General features: G+C 40.5%; 12 protein-coding genes. 7 read left to right on the top strand and 5 right to left on the bottom strand.

All coding sequences use genetic code 11. From position 1 onward, the window contains the following. Window positions 1-3 precede the first annotated feature (3 nt). Entirely contained in the window at window positions 4-912 is a 909-nt protein-coding gene (locus tag ALKIM_RS0100595) for a DMT family transporter (protein ID WP_026472974.1), read from the bottom strand. An 845-nt stretch (window positions 913-1,757) separates the two neighbouring features. Here ALKIM_RS0100595 and ALKIM_RS0100585 point away from each other — a divergent pair. Then, window positions 1,758-2,315, top strand: coding sequence for a WcaF family extracellular polysaccharide biosynthesis acetyltransferase (locus ALKIM_RS0100585; RefSeq protein WP_026472972.1), 558 nt, complete (start codon window positions 1,758-1,760; stop codon window positions 2,313-2,315). A gap of 2 nt (window positions 2,316-2,317) precedes the next feature. On the opposite strand, the gene ALKIM_RS0100580 is transcribed toward ALKIM_RS0100585, so the two are convergent. From ALKIM_RS0100580 to ALKIM_RS0100570, 3 genes are read right to left on the bottom strand one after another with little or no spacing between them, the layout of a single operon-like run. Further along, complete coding sequence (locus ALKIM_RS0100580) at window positions 2,318-3,931, bottom strand: hypothetical protein (protein ID WP_235714348.1); 1,614 nt, start codon at window positions 3,929-3,931, stop codon at window positions 2,318-2,320. Window positions 3,932-3,944: 13 nt separating this feature from the next. Further along, window positions 3,945-6,365, bottom strand: a complete 2,421-nt coding sequence (locus ALKIM_RS0100575) for a polysaccharide biosynthesis tyrosine autokinase (RefSeq protein WP_026472970.1) — start codon at window positions 6,363-6,365, stop codon at window positions 3,945-3,947. Window positions 6,366-6,378: 13 nt separating this feature from the next. Beyond that, entirely contained in the window at window positions 6,379-7,176 is a 798-nt protein-coding gene (locus ALKIM_RS0100570) for a polysaccharide biosynthesis/export family protein (protein ID WP_026472969.1), read from the bottom strand. A 213-nt stretch (window positions 7,177-7,389) separates the two neighbouring features. On the opposite strand from ALKIM_RS0100570, the gene ALKIM_RS0100565 reads away from it, so the two are divergent. The 4 genes from ALKIM_RS0100565 to murB all read left to right on the top strand — a co-directional run bounded on the left by ALKIM_RS0100565 (window position 7,390) and on the right by murB (window position 12,884). Next, window positions 7,390-8,511: a glycosyltransferase family 4 protein gene (locus tag ALKIM_RS0100565; protein ID WP_044117651.1), complete on the top strand. Its 1,122-nt coding sequence runs from the start codon at window positions 7,390-7,392 to the stop codon at window positions 8,509-8,511. A 23-nt stretch (window positions 8,512-8,534) separates the two neighbouring features. Continuing rightward, window positions 8,535-9,293 carry a glycosyltransferase family 2 protein gene (locus tag ALKIM_RS0100560; protein ID WP_026472967.1) on the top strand — a complete coding sequence of 253 codons (759 nt, stop codon included), beginning with the start codon at window positions 8,535-8,537 and terminating at the stop codon, window positions 9,291-9,293. A 111-nt stretch (window positions 9,294-9,404) separates the two neighbouring features. Continuing rightward, window positions 9,405-11,789, top strand: coding sequence for a polysaccharide biosynthesis tyrosine autokinase (locus tag ALKIM_RS0100555; RefSeq protein ID WP_026472966.1), 2,385 nt, complete (start codon window positions 9,405-9,407; stop codon window positions 11,787-11,789). Window positions 11,790-11,864: 75 nt separating this feature from the next. Further along, entirely contained in the window at window positions 11,865-12,884 is a 1,020-nt protein-coding gene (murB, locus tag ALKIM_RS0100550) for a UDP-N-acetylmuramate dehydrogenase (protein WP_026472965.1), read from the top strand. On the opposite strand, the gene ALKIM_RS0100545 is transcribed toward murB, so the two are convergent. Continuing rightward, window positions 12,881-14,254, bottom strand: a complete 1,374-nt coding sequence (locus tag ALKIM_RS0100545; protein ID WP_026472964.1) for an MATE family efflux transporter — start codon at window positions 14,252-14,254, stop codon at window positions 12,881-12,883. The two genes, murB and ALKIM_RS0100545, sit on opposite strands and share 4 nt — an antisense overlap. Window positions 14,255-14,767: 513 nt before the next feature. Here ALKIM_RS0100545 and ALKIM_RS0100540 point away from each other — a divergent pair. Continuing rightward, window positions 14,768-15,412 carry a hypothetical protein gene (locus ALKIM_RS0100540; RefSeq protein WP_026472963.1) on the top strand — a complete coding sequence of 215 codons (645 nt, stop codon included), beginning with the start codon at window positions 14,768-14,770 and terminating at the stop codon, window positions 15,410-15,412. A gap of 966 nt (window positions 15,413-16,378) precedes the next feature. After that, window positions 16,379-17,965, top strand: a 1,587-nt coding sequence (locus tag ALKIM_RS0100535; RefSeq protein ID WP_162148776.1) for an immunoglobulin domain-containing protein, incomplete at its 3' end; no start/stop codon positions are given.

The following is a 17,965-nucleotide window of genomic DNA, read 5'->3' as shown; positions in this document are numbered from 1 at the left end:
TTTTTAGTAGATAAAGAAGATCGAAACACCAATCACTGCCACCACAGCACCAATAATCTCTTTCAGCGTTACTCTTTCTTTTAAAAAGAACCAGGCGAAAGGAATAATCAACACCGGTGTAAGTGAGTTTAGTGTGGAAGCAATACCCGTTGTGGTATATTTTATAGCCAGCAGACTTAAAGATACACCCAGAAATGGCCCAAAGAATGCTCCGGTACCAATTCGCAACATTGCTTGCCTGTTTTTGATGGCTATAATTATCTTGTCCCAGTTTCTTGTAACAGTAAAGAGAATGGCAAACCCTACGATGCCTGTGATAACTCTAATCTGTGTGGCAACAAAAGGATCCATTGTTCTCATGCCAAGTTTACTAAGCACCAAACCAAGTCCCTGGCCGGCTGCCCCACCAAAAGCCAATAATATTCCTTTAAGTGGATAGTGAAACTGCATTTTTTTGCCTTTTTGAGGTCGAGCCAAAATCACGAGCGCAATTCCCCAAATGGTAACCATCATTCCTATGGCGGCTGCAATAGAGAGTTGTTCACGCAGTATGAGCCAGCCAAACAGAGCAGTCATTGGTGGCGAAAGCGACATAATTAACATGGAAACCCTGGCGCCAATTACCACAAATGCCTGAAATAGCAGCAAATCACCTATGACAAAGCCTATAAGGCCTGAAATGCTTAGCCATAACCAAGCGTGCGAATCCGCTCCGGTTGGGAAAAACTGTCCCTGAGAAAAGTATGTGAATGTACCCAGAAAGAAAAATGCTAAAACAAGTCTAATAAGGTTGACAGCCAGTGAGCCTACGCGTTTTCCTGCCGACTCAAAGGCCAGACTTGTAAATGTCCAACATACAGCTGTTAGCAGAGCTGCCAGCTCGCCCTTGTTCGACAAAATAAACCCTTCCATAATAGTGCCGTGATTTTGATTTTACGAAGCTGCAAAGTAAATGCTTTTTGTATGGTATTTTGCAAACTTCGACGCTTTTGTCAGTGCCGCAAGGATTTATTTTCTGAGGATGATGAAATGCAATTGTCTATAACGCAAAGTCGCAAACAAACAGATTATGATTGGTCTGTTGTGTTTGCGACTACCAGCGAGAAATTGTTCTTAAGTCGGTGTTTTTGAAGTGTTGTTTACACCAAATCAGGCAATTTAATCATTCTAAATTGAGTATTATTTGCAATTGCAGGTGCCTCCGCATGCGCAAGGTCCATCTTTTTTGGATTTGCATCCGCAGTTTCCACCACATGCGCAACCGGACTTCTCTTTATCTGAACTGCCGGTATAAATAAACACTTCACCTTTGTCTGTTTCAAATTTGTTGCCCATGTTGTATTCTTTTAGTTCATCTACAAAGTAAATAATAAAGTTTGAAACAAACAAGACAAATTAATCCTAAATAAAGTCGGTTAATATCATAAGTGACTTTTTAAATTTTGCATTAAATTTGTTTTGCAGATTTTTAGATATCAGATATTTAGACTAATAGATAAGATAATAGAGATAATGTGATAAATCTAATCATCTTTCACAACTTCTCTATCTATCTAAAATCAAAAAGCGTTAGCGTCTATATCAAGTTTTATAAATTTAGTTTAAACAGTTACTTAGTGTCTCGGTTGAGAGCTTCGATTTATGTAAAAAATATATAGCAGAGGTTTTATGATGGCGCTGCTTTCCATTATCAGGTTATCTCTCAGTCACTACAGAATTGTTATCTTTGAGTGTTGTTATAACCACATTTCTGATGTATGAGAACAAATAGAGTTGACCTTTCAAAATATGACAACCGCTGGTATTATCCGGGTCGGGGAGTACTCCTCAGAACCATCTGGTATTTCGTTAATGCACTTTTTTTCATCAACCCATTGAATCCATCGTCATCGGTAAAAGTGTTTTTTCTTCGGATGTTTGGTGCAAATGTAGGAAAGGGGGTAGTGATAAAACCTGGTGTAAATATTAAATACCCCTGGCATCTTTCCATAGGTGACTTTTCGTGGATAGGCGAGAAAGTGTGGATAGATTCGCTCGACAAGGTATTAATTGGTCGAGACTGCTGTCTGTCGCAGGGCGCGATGCTGCTCAATGGTAACCATGATTACCGAAGTGCTTTGTTCAATTTAATAACCAAACCTATTGTGCTTGAAGATGGTGTTTGGATTGGAGCAAGGTCGCTTGTTGCACCAGGTGTTACATGTAAAAGCCATTCTGTTTTGGCAGTAATGAGTGTTGCTTCTACCGATTTAAATCCAGATACCATCTACCGGGGCAATCCTGCCGTGGAAGTTAAGTTGCGCGAAATCGTATAGCGTTAAAAATTATAGTAAAAGTTGCTCAGTGAAGTGCGCAGTGATACCCATAAATGTTGATTGTTGTGAGTGTATTCACTGTTTGTTTCGCTTCTGTTTCTCATTCCTACGCTTATGTTCATGTTGTTTTTGGGGTTGATAAGGTAGGATAGGGAGCCAGCTGCATGTTTAATGGTGGTGCGCAAACCCTGAGCTATCTCGTGACCATGTGAAAAAGGCCTGTCCACACTTGGCATGAAAATGTCGCCTCCCCAGCTCACGCCATCGCCAAAGTCCTTTCCATGTATGGCATACATTGTTTCTAAATTGATATGCCATCTCCCTTTTCGGTATCGCACAAAAGAAACGTTTTCCCGAAAGCTTGAGCCTAGAGGGTGGGCAAGCTCCTGATTAAAATGGCCGTAGTTGGTAAGTGGGTAGTAGTGCGAATAGGTATAAGGACGAACCTGATTATACTCCGTTTGTACGTCCAGATTTTGAATGCCTAAGAAATTGTATGCCTTTAGACCGGTTTGAAATCCTTGCTTATTGGCCCACCATTTGGTGCCTTTAAAAACTTCATCCTGTTTAAACTCACCCATCACAAACTGTCCGTAAAAAGCTGCGCCGGGCCATAATATTACTTTTAGGTTTGCTCCCATCGTTACATTGTCGGGTGATCCCAGTGCGTATTCAACCGGACGATAAACTACCACCGGCACCAGATAACTCAAATCGATACCGCGATGGCCGGTTTCATCTTCTGCAGCCCAAATCACACTCTCGAATATGCCAAACGACACACGTTTACCCAAATTTAGTGTAAGATAATGGAACACACCATACTTGTATTCAAAACGTTCATCACCGCCTCTGAAAGTGTTTTCCAAATGGTTAAATTGGCTCACCATTACCATATAGTTGACTTTCCAGAAGGAGGTGTTCATTTTCAGGTAGGGATAACTAAATGTATTATCAGAAAGCAAAAGACTACGGTGTCCGTCGCCAATGAAGTTCTTTCCATAACCCAATTTCAGGTTTATCCATGGTCCGGTGTTGTATGACAGGTAACCGGTTGATTGCGAAAAATCATAACCATTGTCGCCAAATCGTTTTGCCCGACCCTGCCCGGGTACTACACCTCTTTTCTCAATAAAGTCATGCAGATAGGATGGGTAAACGCCCTGATTTTCATATAAATCACCGTAAAAAGAAAGGTTCTTACCCAACTGGCCTTCAACCATGATGCCACGTGTATTAACCCATGTGCCTGCAGCATCCTTTTGATCCTTTCCCAGCTCAAAATTAAACAATGGATTAATCCTTATAGTAATCGGATTATCGCCCTTCTCTTCCCATTTAAATAGATCGGCATGTAAAAAACGACGCCAAATGTTCTGATGTCCTTCTCTTGGTACAATGCCTCTATAAAGTATTGAGTCGGTATTTAAATATTTGTTGAGTTGATCCATACGGTATGGCCGCACAGATGTATGCACGTTTAACCCGGGCTTGTAAAGCTCTCTTGTTATGGGGTCAAACTCTGTGTTGTTGTATATGCTATATGTTTGCGAACTTGATGTTACAGGCCACATTGCAGCCATTAAAACAAGAAAACAAGGGAGAATCTGTTTCATACATTTGCAGTTGTTAATCTTCGTAATAGCCATACCCATAGCCGTAACCGTAGCCATACCCATAGCCGTATCCATACCCATAGCCATAGCCGAGAAGTCCTTTCTTTACCTGTATGTCATTGATTAGAATGCCAATGTTTTTAATACCTTCTTCATTCATTTGTTTGATGGTATGGCTAAAGGCTTCTCTGATTGTGTAATTTTGGCGTGTGAGGAACACAACGGTATCTGCATGTCGCGACAACAAGTATCCGTCAGCCACCACACCCATAGGCGGTGTATCAAGCAGTATAATGTCGAATTTGCTACGTAACTCCTCAAAAAGCTGTTCTGCTTTTTTTGAGCTAATGAGCTCAGACGGGTTTGGCGGAATGGCGCCTGATGGCAGAATGAAGAGGTTTTCCGTTTCGGTGGCTTGGATGAGGTTTTCCAGTGGGCTTTTCCCTATCAGATAGCTGGATATGCCACCTTCTTTGCTGAGATTGAGCACCTTGTTCAGACCGGGTTTGCGCATATCAAAACCCAATAAAATGGTTTTTTTACCTGATATGGCAAATACACTGGCGAGATTGAGTGCGCAGAACGTTTTTCCTTCACCCGGCATTGAAGAGGATATGGCAATAGTGGGGCAGGTTTTATCACCTGTCATATATTCCAATCGTGACCTAATGCGCCTGAACGTTTCTGTAATCACCGATTTTGGATGGTTGTGCACCACATTGGCCTCTTTCTTTTGGTTGTGGATGATGTGACCAATGATTGGAAGTCTGGTGATGCGCTCGACATCTTCGGTTCCCGATATTTTATTGTTTAAGAGTTGCTTCAGCAGAATGAAGATAGCCGGAATTATCAATGCTATCATAAGCGCTTTTTGGCGATCGCTGTTAATGGTGGATGAAACCATTCCGGCAAAGCGTGCTGCTTCCAGTATGCTGTGGTCAGGTGTGTTGGATGCTTTCTGAATCTGTGCTTCACTGCGCTTCCGTAGCAGAAAAGTGTACACTTCATTGTTCAGGTCGAACTGCCGTTCAATTCCAAAAAGTTGTCGCTCTTTCTCCGGTAACAAATAGAGTTGCGAGGTGTTTTCCAGCCTCAATTGGTCGATGCGTGCAATCTCCGTATCAATAAGTTCCATCTGATTTGAGATAGCTTTGAGCAGTGTTTGACGCGAAACTTCAATCTTACTCTCGATATCTTCGTAATATGGGTTTACACTCTGTTGCAGAGTTTGCAATTCCAGATTAAGCTCCATGATTCTTGATATGTAGTTTGTTATCATGGAGTTGCTTATTGGATATACGGCCGGTGCAAGTGTGCCTTTAACAATGGTGTCGCCCGAAAAATAGTCTGTAAGGTATTGATAATATCTTTTGGTGAGCAGTTGTTGTGTTTTTTGATCGGCCAGATTCTCTAGTCTCAAAAAAAGAATTTCTGCCTGTGTTGATACACTTTGTATTTGATGGGTTGTGCGAAACTGGCTTAATTCATCCCCTTTGACAGACAAGGAGTCGGATATGGCGATTAATTGTGTTTCAATGAATTGGATGGTGTTTGTTGCTATTTGGTTTTTGCGCTCCAGATTATTGCGGATAAACACTTCGGCAACTTTATTTAAAAAGGCCAGATTTTTTGGAGTGTTATGGCCAGTCACAAACATGCGCACAATACTTGTATTATCAGCAGGTTTTGGTGCATGCAGCAATGCCTGATAGTGCGAAGTGATAGCGTCAGGATTGTTAAATTGGAAGAAAAAGCCTCTCTCTTCGGGTCTGGATAATTCCTGATTTTCAATTTTAATCTTCAACCAAGGTAGACTAATCCATTCATTAAATCTGTATGTTTCCGACAAGTCAATTTTCCCTATGGCATTTCCCGTTCTGCCATTTGCATAGTTGTAGGTTGCGCCATGTTCGGTGTTTATATGCAGGCGGTAGTGTTGTGCGTCAACTACGGATAGGTAAATGGGTGTATTGAGCAGCTGGGGTGTGAAGCTGTCAAAGTGCACAATAAACGGCGTTGAGCCATAAATTTCCGTGTTCTTTACTCTGCCTGTTCTAAAATAGGAGACATGAAAATCCAATTCACGAATGGCCTGCCTGATGGTTTCCCACGACCGTAAAATGGCTATCTGGTTCTCTACAGCCCGCATGGCCGAGCTCAAACCGAAACCCTCCATCATGTTGCTTTGCGGCTTTTCAGTGCCCCGCTCTTCCATCAGCATGGTGAGTGATGCCCGATAAACTGGTTGAGCATAACGGTGTTTCATCTGTACAATGAACATGGCTACCATTACGGCTATCACAAAAAGCCACCAAAATCTGAGCAGGTCCAGAAGTATCTTTTTATAATCGAGTACAAAATGCGGTGGGACTTCGCTCCTTATTGGGCTGCCAGTGTTTGGGTTCTTTGATGAGGAAGGTATATTTTGATTCATCAATAATTTCTTTTTATTTTATTAGCGCAGAGACTGTAAGGTATAATGCCAAAGCTGAAGTCAAAATACCAAACGAGAATGATTCTCCAATTCCCCAGGCTCTGGCCCGCATCGGACGAATGTAAAGTATATCGTTGGGATAAATATAGTATTTGTCCGAATCCAGAAGGTTTTTATCGGTAATGTCAATATAAAAGCTTTGGGCGCCGTCTGAGGTAGGCCTGATAATTTTCACTTTCCTTTTTTTGCCAAATGTTCTTACGTCGCCTGCAAGGGCTATAGCTTCGAATATGGTAATTTGTTCTTTTCCCATCGCAATTCTGCCCCGGGTATTGGTTTCGCCAAGCGCAATAAAGGATGGATTGGCCAGACGAACCGTGATTTGCGCATCCGTTACAAAAGGGAGCAGTGCCTCACGTATTAATTCTGTTGCCTGCGCCCGAGTTGCGCCTTTCAGATTGATTTTTCCAACAAAGGGAAAGTCAATTTCATGATTGTCATCAATCGGATATTGGTATAATGGTGATTGAGTTGTGGCGGTAACAGCCTGAGTGCTTCCACCCGGATTGAAAAACTCAGTAAGCTTGGGATTTGAGCTTGTTACTCTAATGGTCAGATAGTCATTTGGTTGAAGTATGTATTTCTCGGTAATGCCATCTATAGGAGCATAGGGATTTTCATAGTTTTTCCGCTCTGAATGATCCTGAAAATATATAATCTCTTTATGAGGAATACAACCTGCCAATCCAACGATGCAGATTAAAATAACTGACCTTAAAAAAGGCAGGTGTTGGGCGCCTGTTAGATGCATATAAATTTATTATCAGATGGATATAATACGCATTTGGTGATGTTGCCGAAATGCCTTTAACTGGCAAATTTAACTTTTCTTTTTGAAAAGTTCCAATTCATAGGTTTATATCAATAGTTTTTATGCATACGGTAACAAATTAGCACTTACTAACGTAATATTTTTTAATTCACTCAATGCTTTTTTGTAAATTTGTCATCAATTTATGACAATATGATAAATTACGATATCCTATTACAAATCTTGTTTGCCGGGTTGGTCTCATTTGTTTTGGTTTTTGCCTCCATTCCAACCATTTTGAAAGTTTCCCACTCAAAAAATCTTTTTGACGAGCCGGGCAAACGACGCGTGCATAAACAGCGGGTGCCTACATTGGGTGGATTGGGCATTTTCATTGGTATTATTTTCACCTATTCAATTTATCTCGATTGGTTTGACTACAGAGCCATTCCTTTCCTTATCCCGAGTATGCTCATCGTTTTTTCAATTGGTATAAAGGACGATATTCTGGTTACTGCTCCAATCATGAAGCTGTTAGGTCAGCTACTGGCTGCTTTTATCATTGTTGGGTTTGGTGATTTACGCATTACTGACTTTCATGGTTTTTTTGGCCTTAGACCCGACTATTTTGTAAGCATGTCGTTTTCAATACTTTTTGTCGTCTTTATTGTAAATGGTTTCAATCTTATTGATGGGGTTGATGGATTGGCAGCTATAACAGGTATTATTGTTACCGTCGGTTTCTCGTTTTGGTTTCTGATAAATGGCGATGCCACCATGCCTGTTTTAGGAGCCATCCTTATTGGCGCGCTGATTGCTTTTCTATACTTTAATGTGGTATCAAAAACCCAAAAAATTTTTATGGGAGATACAGGTTCATTGCTCATTGGATTTATAGTTTCCGTATTTGCCATCCGTTTTATGGAGTATAATGTGGATTCGTTGCGACCAGCTCTTAACCATACCATGATTTCGGCTCCGGCAGTAGCACTTGGCATCTTAATTATACCGGTTATAGATACCATTCGTGTTTTTTTTCTTCGCCTTGCCAAAGGGCAATCACCATTTGCCGCCGATAAGGCTCACATTCATCACCGTTTGCTCACGCTGGGATTCTCTCATATTCAAATTGCATTGCTTATCGGGCTTCTAAATGTTTGTTTTATCCTGCTTTCATATTTGTTGCGCGACTTTGGCACTATCCGGCTTATGATTTTAAACCTGATGCTTGGAATTGCTGTTTTTCAGCTACCATCATTGGCCATCCGAATACGCAAAAAACGGATGCTAAAGGATAAACATAGCAGAAAGGTGAGTTTGCCAAATCTTCCATAGGTCATCGAAATATTATTTGTTAAATGAAGATTTCCCTTATTACTGTTACCTACAATAGTTGCATAACGCTCAAAGATACCATCGACTCTGTACGCAGACAGGGCTTGATTGACTTAGAGTATATTGTAGTAGATGGCGGTTCTGCCGATGGAACTGTTGAACTTTTAAAAGAGAGCAGCGATGTGGTAACCCGTTGGATCAGTGAACCCGATAAGGGTATTTATGATGGTCTGAATAAGGGACTTGTAATGACAACGGGCGATATAATTGGAATAATACATGCTGACGATGTTTTGGCTTCCAGTGACACACTGAAATCTATTATATCCGTATATGATGCCAATGCTTTCGACTTGCTTTATGCCGATTTAATGTATATCAGTGCTGACAATCCCGACAAGGTTATCCGATATTGGAAAAGTGGTCTGTTTGAGTTTCAAAAATTGCGTAAAGGATGGATGCCACCCCATCCAACAGTTTATTTCAGCAGAGATGTTCTGAACAGAGTTGGTTTTTTCGATACCTCATATACCATTGCTGCGGACTATGATTGGATGCTGCGTTGTTTGTGCCTTGCAAATCTTAAAGTTGCTTATTTGCCTCAAGTTACTGTGAAGATGCGTCTTGGTGGAGCCAGTAACCGAAGTTTGAAGAATCTGATCAAGAAATCTTATGAAGACTACAGAGCCATTAAGAAACATCGGATTGGAGGCGTTAGAACGCTGTTTTATAAAAACTTTAGTAAGCTCGGGCAGTTTGTGAGAAAAGCGAAGGCTCAATAAAAGCTTGCTTGTGAATCATCGATTTATCCTGACATTTAAATTTTTGCAGTAATCAGATATTGGATGATTATATAAGTAATGTATATTTGAAGTTTAACATTATTTTTCTGGATGACGTCACTTTCAAATAATAGTCCCGGAGTTCCTTCTCATCGTGCACCTCATAAAGGCGACGGTTTTAATGATGTCAGGAAAATTATCAGGTTGGTTGTAATACATTGGTACCTGTTTCTGATATTCGTACCGCTGGGATTGGGCGTAGGATGGTTGCAGTATAAATTGAGCCAGCCGGTTTACAGGGCATCCGTAACGATGCTGTTTAAGGTAAATTCAGAAAGGAGTATTCCTCAATCTGTTATAACCGAGGGTTTTGGTCTCTCGCCCGAGATGCGTGTTCTGGAAAACCAGACTTTTATAATACGTAGCCACGCCATGGTTTTACGTGCGGTTGACAGGCTCGATTTTGCTGTTTCTTATTACTCCAAAGGCAGTTTTATCGACACAGAACTATATAATCCAACACCATTTGTGGTTAAGTTTGATTCCACCCACCCGCAATTACTAAATACGCCAATCTATTTTGATTTTTCATCTGACGGACGTATTAAAATATCAGTAAAAAATGAAGGTGCGCCACTTCATAATTTTAATTCAGGGCGAAATACAGGTTTTGCGGAACAGTTTAGTTATGAGACTTATATTGAGGGAGGGCATAAGTTAGAGCACCATGCTTTCTCCTTTGAGGTTAATCCGTCTGCCAGTGGCCGGTTTCCCGAGTCCGGAAAGTACTATGTGATTTTTAATTCACACGCATCGGTGGCTTCAAAATTGCGCGGCTCGCTGGGTGTAACGCCCTATCGGGATGGCTCTTCCATCATATTCTTGTCTGCAAACGGGCACCAACCGCAAAAACTGGTGCGTTTTCTAAATGTCTTTTCCGAAGAGATTATAAAGGATAACCTTGAGCGAAAGAATGACATGGCTAGTCGGTCAATCGACTTTATACAGCGACAATTGAACCAGGTTGCCGACACTTTGAAGATTACGCAACAAAAATTGATGGATTTCAGACGGAGTAACCGCTTCATGATGCCTTCAGAGGTATCACAGCGTTTATCAATGGAGTTTTTTGAGAAGGAGAAGGAGAGGCGGATACTGGATGTGAGTTATGATTATTTGTCATCGGTAAGTAAGCGACTAATGGAAAATAGTCTGGATGACAATGATTACATGCTTCCTGCATTTTCGAGTGAACCGGCTAGTATTGTGCAGCAATTTGTTGTTGAGCACCTGAATCTCATCAAAGAGTTTCATATGATGGAGGGTGTTGCCGGGGCTTCCAATCCATATAAGACAGAACTGGCTCAAAAAATTGAACTTTCCAGAAGGTCTTTGTTGGCATCCATACAGAAACAGATGGAGAGCATTCAGATGCAACGTGCAGAAATTGACCGCCATGTGGCGCTGCTCTCTTCCAAGGTTGGCGATCTGCCGGAATTAGAGCGCGACTATTTGGCTCTTGAAAGAACACACAAGCTGAATGATGCCATATATACTTTTTTGCTCCAGAAAAATTCTGAAATGCAAATTGCCAAAGCTTCCAATGTCCCCGATAATGAGGTGTTGGATAATGCCACCTTTTCTGGACCAGTTACACCCGTCAGGCGCAGTCTTTTCAGCCGTGGACTTATAGGTGGTTTGCTTATTCCTGCCCTTATAATAGCCATTCTGGAGTTGTTTAACACGCGTGTAAGATCACGCGACGACATTACAGGGATATTTCGCGAAGTTCCAATTGTTGGTGAGATTCTCAGAAACAAGGAGAACGAAGAGAATGTGGTACTGAATAAGTCGGAGTCAATTATAGCGGAGTCTTTCCGGTCGTTGCGTACGAAGTTGAAATTCTTGTTGTCGCAAAATCCAGGTAAGGTAATATCCGTTACATCTACAAACACCGGCGAAGGAAAAACTTTTTGCGCCATTAACCTGGCATCTGTCTTTGCAATATCAGGAAAACGAACCTTGCTCGTGGGATTTGACCTGCGCAAACCTCGATTATCTGTGCTTTTTAACCGCTCAAACCAACATGGCATCAGCAACTATCTGATTGGTCAGGTTGGTTTTGAAGACATTGTTCAATCTACCGACCAAAAGGATTTGTTTCTTATATCGGCAGGAATGATTCCGCCAAACCCATCAGAGCTGATATCTTCTGCGAAAACTACCGAGCTTTTCGAAAAAATGAGAGCCCATTTCGATGTGATAGTTATTGATACCCCTCCTGTTGGCCTGGTATCTGATGCACGTTTGTTGATGGATTTGGCTGATTGTCATCTCTATGTGGTTAGGGCAGGGGTTACAAATAAGGAGCACCTTACTATTTCTCTGTCCAATCTTTTGAGTGAGAAAATTGGCTGTTTGGGGTTGGTGATGAACGATGTGCAAGAAGCCGCCAATGCCTATGGATATTATGGGTCAGGCTATTTTTCGCATTAGCATGGTGTGAAGAATAGGTGTTCTATGCTTTTTTCTTGCTCATCTTCTTTTTTAATTGTTGATTTTTTTCTGGAAATGATTCATTATAAGAACTATAATTTAAAACCACACAATACTTTCGGAATTGATGCTGTAGCAGATGATTATTTTGCCTTCGATTCAGTGTCAGAATTAATGGAATTGATCTCCTCAGGGAAATTAACCAATCAAAGGATTTTACTTCTCGGAGGAGGAAGCAATCTGTTATTTACGGATGACTTTAAAGGTGTAGTGCTTCACAATCTGATTCCTGGCATTGAGGTGATATCTGAAAACAGTGAAGAGGTACTGGTGAAAGTGGGTGCCGGTGTGGTATGGGACGATTTGGTGTTATGGTGTGTTTCAAAAGATTATTATGGTATTGAAAATCTGTCGCTTATCCCTGGTAATGTAGGTGCTTCGCCGGTGCAAAACATTGGTGCCTATGGTGTGGAGTTGAAAGATCTGTTTCACACGGCTGATGTTGTTTGGTTAGATTCTGGTGAAACCCAGGTTTTTGAAGCCCATGAAGCTGAATTTGGATATCGTAACAGCATTTTTAAAAGTGGTTTAAAGGATAAAGTAGTGATTACGCATGTTACCCTGCGACTAAGTAAAGTGAAGACATTTCATTTGGGGTATGGCTCTTTGAAGGATTTATTTGAGAAAAACTTAGAAGAACCTAATTTGGTCTCAGTTCGTAATGCCATCATCTCCATTCGTCAGTCCAAGCTACCCGATCCGGAAGAGTATGGCAATGCCGGGAGTTTTTTTAAGAATCCACTGATAACCATTGATCTATTAAAAAAGCTTCAGATTGATAACCCAAATATACCTTTTTATGAATCGGGCGATAGCACATTGGTAAAGGTACCTGCCGGTTGGTTGATCGAAAAAGCCGGATGGAAGGGACATAAAGCCGGTTTTGCCGGAGTACATGCGCAACAGGCTCTTGTATTAATTAATTTAGGAGGTGCCACAGGTTCAGATATCATCCGGCTTGCTCAATCAATTGAACAGGATATCAAAGCAAAGTTTGGTATCGTGTTAGAGCGCGAAGTGAATGTGGTTGGTTAGAGTTGTTCTTTACAGCTGGCTGTCAATAGCTTTGTTTTCCATCTAAAACGGAGTAGCAACTGAATGCCGGCCATCAACAAACCAGCCATATATCCCAACCAAATGCCTTGTGGCCCCCAGCCCAGCACAAATGCAGAGACGTAACTAATAGGCAATGCAACTGGGAAATAGGCAATAATGACCATCAGCATGGGGGTTTTAACATCTTCCAGTCCACGCAGTGCGCCAAGTGACACCACCTGAATGCCATCAAATATCTGAAATAGTCCTGCAACAAGCATCAATCCGGCAGCTATGCTGATAACTTCTGCATCTGGCACAAACAAGGCGGGTATTCTGTATCTGAACAGCAAAAACATCGTGACGCTTATCGACATGAAGATGATTACCATACGTAGAGATGCATTTACTGAATGAATGATGCTCTTAAATCTCTTTTCCCCTCTGAAATGACTCACTTTTATGGTCGTTGCGGCCGCCAATCCGGCCGATGTCATGTATGTAAGGCTGGCCAGGCTGATTACAACCTGATGAGCAGCAAGTGCCGCTTCCCCAAGCCATCCCATCATAATACTTCCCAAACTAAATGTAAGCACTTCCACAATGTACTGTCCTGCAATTGGAAATCCAAGTTTTAGCAGTTTTACAGCCGCTTTGATACTAAATTGAGTGGTTTTCCAATACGCCCTGTCGGGTTTGAAGTAATCAAGCTTGAAAAATAACAACAGAAAGGCTATGGGCATAAATATCCTTGAGATAAGGGTGGCATAACCAGCACCCATTAATCCCATTGCAGGCAATCCCAACTTACCATATATAAAGATATAATTCAGAATGATGTTGATGATGTTGGCCGTAAGGGTAATTGTCATGGCAATGCGGGTGTTGCCTAATCCCTCCGCGTACTGTTTAAAGATAAAGAAAAACTGAAAGGGAATTAAAGAGGTAACGAGTACCAGATAATAAGGAATGGCTAGTTTTACTACTTCATCGGGTTGTCCCATAAATGGCATAAACAAAACCAACGCCGCCATAACCAATGCCTGAATTGTGGAAATTACAGGGAAGGTAGTGAATGACTGCCGCAACCAATTCACAGCTTCCGCACGGTTACCACTGCCAAACGCTTTTCCTGCCAAAGGTGTTAAGCCATTTATAAGTCCCATGGTAAATACCATCCCAACCACAAATAAGTTGTTAGCAAATGCTGCGCCTGCCAGCTGGGTAGCACCTAACTGGCCTACCATAAGGTTATCAGCCAGAACTACAACCATCTGTCCGGCTTGTGATAACATAACAGGCAGAGCCAGATTTAAATTTGCCTTATAATGATTGTTCTGTCCTGCGCTAGTGAATCTGTCTTTTGCCATTCAAAATTTTAATTGCACCACAAAGATGCCTGTTTTATCCGAAATACTCATCCTATATGAGAAATTGTGATTATGTGGCATTTGTTAATTACGTCTGTCTGATCCATTTCATGGAAATCTTACCCAAATATTATGCTTCTACTTTGTCATAATTTAATCGTACTCAATTTTTATGGATGCGGTTATTAATTATTTGATGTCTATTAAAAATATTCTTGCAAATTAGTTAATCAGAATATTCCTATATAATTTTTTAGTCTTCGATTAATATAGTATTTAAAGAAGTATATAATTTTATAAATAGATTGAATTTAGTTTATATCAATTAGAAATATTTTGAGTGAATTTGAACTAAAAAATATCTATCATTAAAAAACATATTAAATTTTCGAATTTTATATAAAAAATTTGAAAAAGTTTATGCTTAGATAAAATTTTTGATATAATTATGTTGCAAGATTAATATTAATTTAGATATATTTGTAAATTGAGTTATAGAGTAAACTTTATACAATGCACTTTACGAAACTATCATTTGATGACTTTATGACGAAGGTGTCTGAACTGCTTGGGATTTCTATATCGAATCCCCAAATTGTAGAAGCAGTAGGCAGGTTTGGTTATAATATGCAACGATTGCGAGAGGGTGATAGTGCTTTTCGCAAGGTTCAGCAATTGCATGCAGCACAGGAAGATGCTATGAAACGTAAGGTATCTGCCCATGACGAGCGAAAAAAATTACATGCTTCTGTCAGGAAGCAGTATATGAAGATGTTGCAAATTGCACGGATTGCATTTGATGGTGATTCGTTAGTTCGAAAAGCACTTCAACTCGATGGCCCCAGAGAGACTTCGCTTGACAAGTGGATCAATCAGGTGGCTTTATTTGGTAACAGGCTCATTACGGAGGAGCAGTGGGCCGCAGCGCTTAAAGATTATGGTATTTCCATAAGTCTCATTCATGCCTTAATGAACGACGTAGAGAACCTACGTTCTATCGCCTTGATGTGTGACCAGACAAAAGAAGATGCTAAAAAGCAAACGGCTTTAAAAAAGGAAAAACTAAAAGCATTACAAGATTGGATTAGTGACTATCTGAAAATTGCGAAGATTGCGCTGGATGATCACCCCAATCTTTATCAGCAACTAAAGGTTTAGTATCAGTAAGTTTTAAATCAAAGGGTAATGAATTTAGAGCCACCGCGTATTCTGAAACAAAATATATAACTATTCGTATAAATTTTTTGAGGATTTATAATCATTCTAAAGAGGGTGATTTCAGTTGTTCAAATCCACAATTTCGATGTGTATTTAAGTGGTGAATTGTTGTATTGGGTTAGTTTGCAATGGGGTTGCGGGTAGGTTGTTTTTGATGTTGATTTTTGATAGTAAAGAGGTGAAGTACATGACCAGCATCATTTGAACAAAATGTACCTTTTTCATAGGAGTAAGCCAATTAAATTCATTGCTTTTTACGTGTAAGTTCCTTGTTCATTAAGGAATTCGATTATTTTTGTAAGTTCGATTTTTAGTAAACATATTTAAGATATAATGTCTTACCCTAATGCTTAGGATATGATTTGTAGATATTTACATAGACCTTTTTTGTTGTCGTTACTGTTTATGCTTTTTACTGTTGTCGTATCCGGCCAACAGAAAGGAAGCATAACTCCAGAGCTATTTAAAAAGTCATTTATCCAACAAAATGATAATATAGCATTAGCTGGAAATTTAGGTGTCATATCATCATTAGATATCAATTATTGTAGTAATGAAGGTTATGTCGATTTGGTACCTGACTCTTGGCATCCAAGCGCAACATCAATTGTATGGATCGTAAAAACTTTTTATGGTTCAGAAGAAACGCATACAGAATGGGGCGAATATGTCGGAGAAGGGTTAGATCGTGTATATCGTTTTTATCCTAATTCTATTGATGTACCTTATTTTGGAACAGAGATATATTTTAGCTTTGAGCAAAGGAATAACTTAGGTTTTGTTGTTGCTAGCAATTATGATTATACATATGTCTATAAGGTTCCTGACCAAATTAATTTTGGACCTAATGAATTTGAATGTGTTTCGCCATTATTAACATTTGTTCTTGAGTCTTCTGAGCCAGGAATGCAGTATCAGTTACGTCGGAATTCAACTGATGGGATTGGATTTTATATAACTGGAACAGGAAACCCCATTGTTTTCAATGTTAGTAATCCTGAAGTTGGCGTTTATAGTGTTTTTGCACGAAATGTGGCATTAAACAGATGTGGCCAGTTTATGAATGGCACAGTTACGGTTAATCCATTACCTACCGTAACCATTGGCAGCAATGCGCCTCTATGCGTTGGCGAAACTCTTAACTTAACGGCTACCGGTGGCACCAGTTACTCGTGGACTGGCCCCAATGGGTTTACCAGTAGTCTTCAGAATCCCAGCATTGCAAATGTAACCACTGCAATGGCCGGAACTTATTCCGTTTTAGTAGTTGATGGAAATAGCTGTGAACGTACAATAAACACCACCGTTGCAATAAATGTTAATCCGGTAGTCACGCTAAACTCAGCCGAAGCCTGCGCGGGTGAAAACATTACGCTTACTCCAGTTGTGAGTAACGGAGTTGAGCCTTATACATACAAATGGTTCAAGGATGGTGTAGAGATTCTCACTGAAACAGGATCCTCATTATCATTTACTGCACTAACGCTCGCCGATGCGGCCAATTATAGTGTAGAGGTTAGAGATTTCAATGGCTGTTCAGCTACCATTGCCACTGCTACACTGACAGTGAACCCCAATCCTACGATTAATCCCATCACGCTTTCTACCGATCCTGGAAACGCTATATGTGAAGGAGAGTCCATCACGCTTTCTACGCTTGGTGCAGGCGGTACGGGTACATTAACTTATAACTGGTCGCCCATTTCTGCAACTGGTAATGTGCTTACAATCAACAACGCTACTGTAGCTCAATCCGGAACCTATAGCGTTTTTGTATCTGATGCAAAGGGCTGCAGAAGCACCACGGTAACGCGTGAAATAGTTGTGAATGCCATTCCAGTGGCGCAATTTATAACTTCTCCATCGGGTATATGTCTTGGAACAAGTGGTACTTTTACGGCCGCAACCGATGCCTCGTATACCAATTATGAGTTTTTTGTTAATGGATTCTCGCGACAATCAGGCGTTTCGTCAACATTTGTATTTACGCCAGTTTTGGCTGAGGTAGGTAATGCTACCATCAGATTGGTTGTTACCAACAGTACTGGTTGTACTGATGAAACAGAGATTATAATTCCTGTTTATGATTCACCAGCAGCTACTTTCACAACCACTTTACCTGCTGAGGTATGTATCAATGAAGATAAGAATTTACTTGTTACCCTAACAACCGGATCTATATCTCCTTCATGGAGTTTCATTTATAATGATGGTTCCGGAGATTTACCTCCTGTCTCTGTTACAGGTGTCAATAGTTCTAGTATAACTGTTTCACCTTTAACTACTACAACCTATACCTTGGTTTCTGTAACTGATGGAAATGGGTGTCAAAGTGTTTTAAATATCCCTCTTACGTTAACGGTAAATCCTTTACCTACAATCGATAACCTGGTTAACAACTCTTCCACTCCTTTATGCGTAGGCAGCACCATTCGTTTGGATGCTACAGCCACAGGATTTGGCAGTAATTATGTTTACCGATGGTATTTTGAT

Source organism: Alkaliflexus imshenetskii DSM 15055 (assembly GCF_000517065.1).
Classification (GTDB): Bacteria; Bacteroidota; Bacteroidia; order Bacteroidales; family Marinilabiliaceae; genus Alkaliflexus; species Alkaliflexus imshenetskii.
Note: the sequence above shows the minus strand (reverse complement) of the source record. Positions and strands in the feature narration are given on the sequence as shown.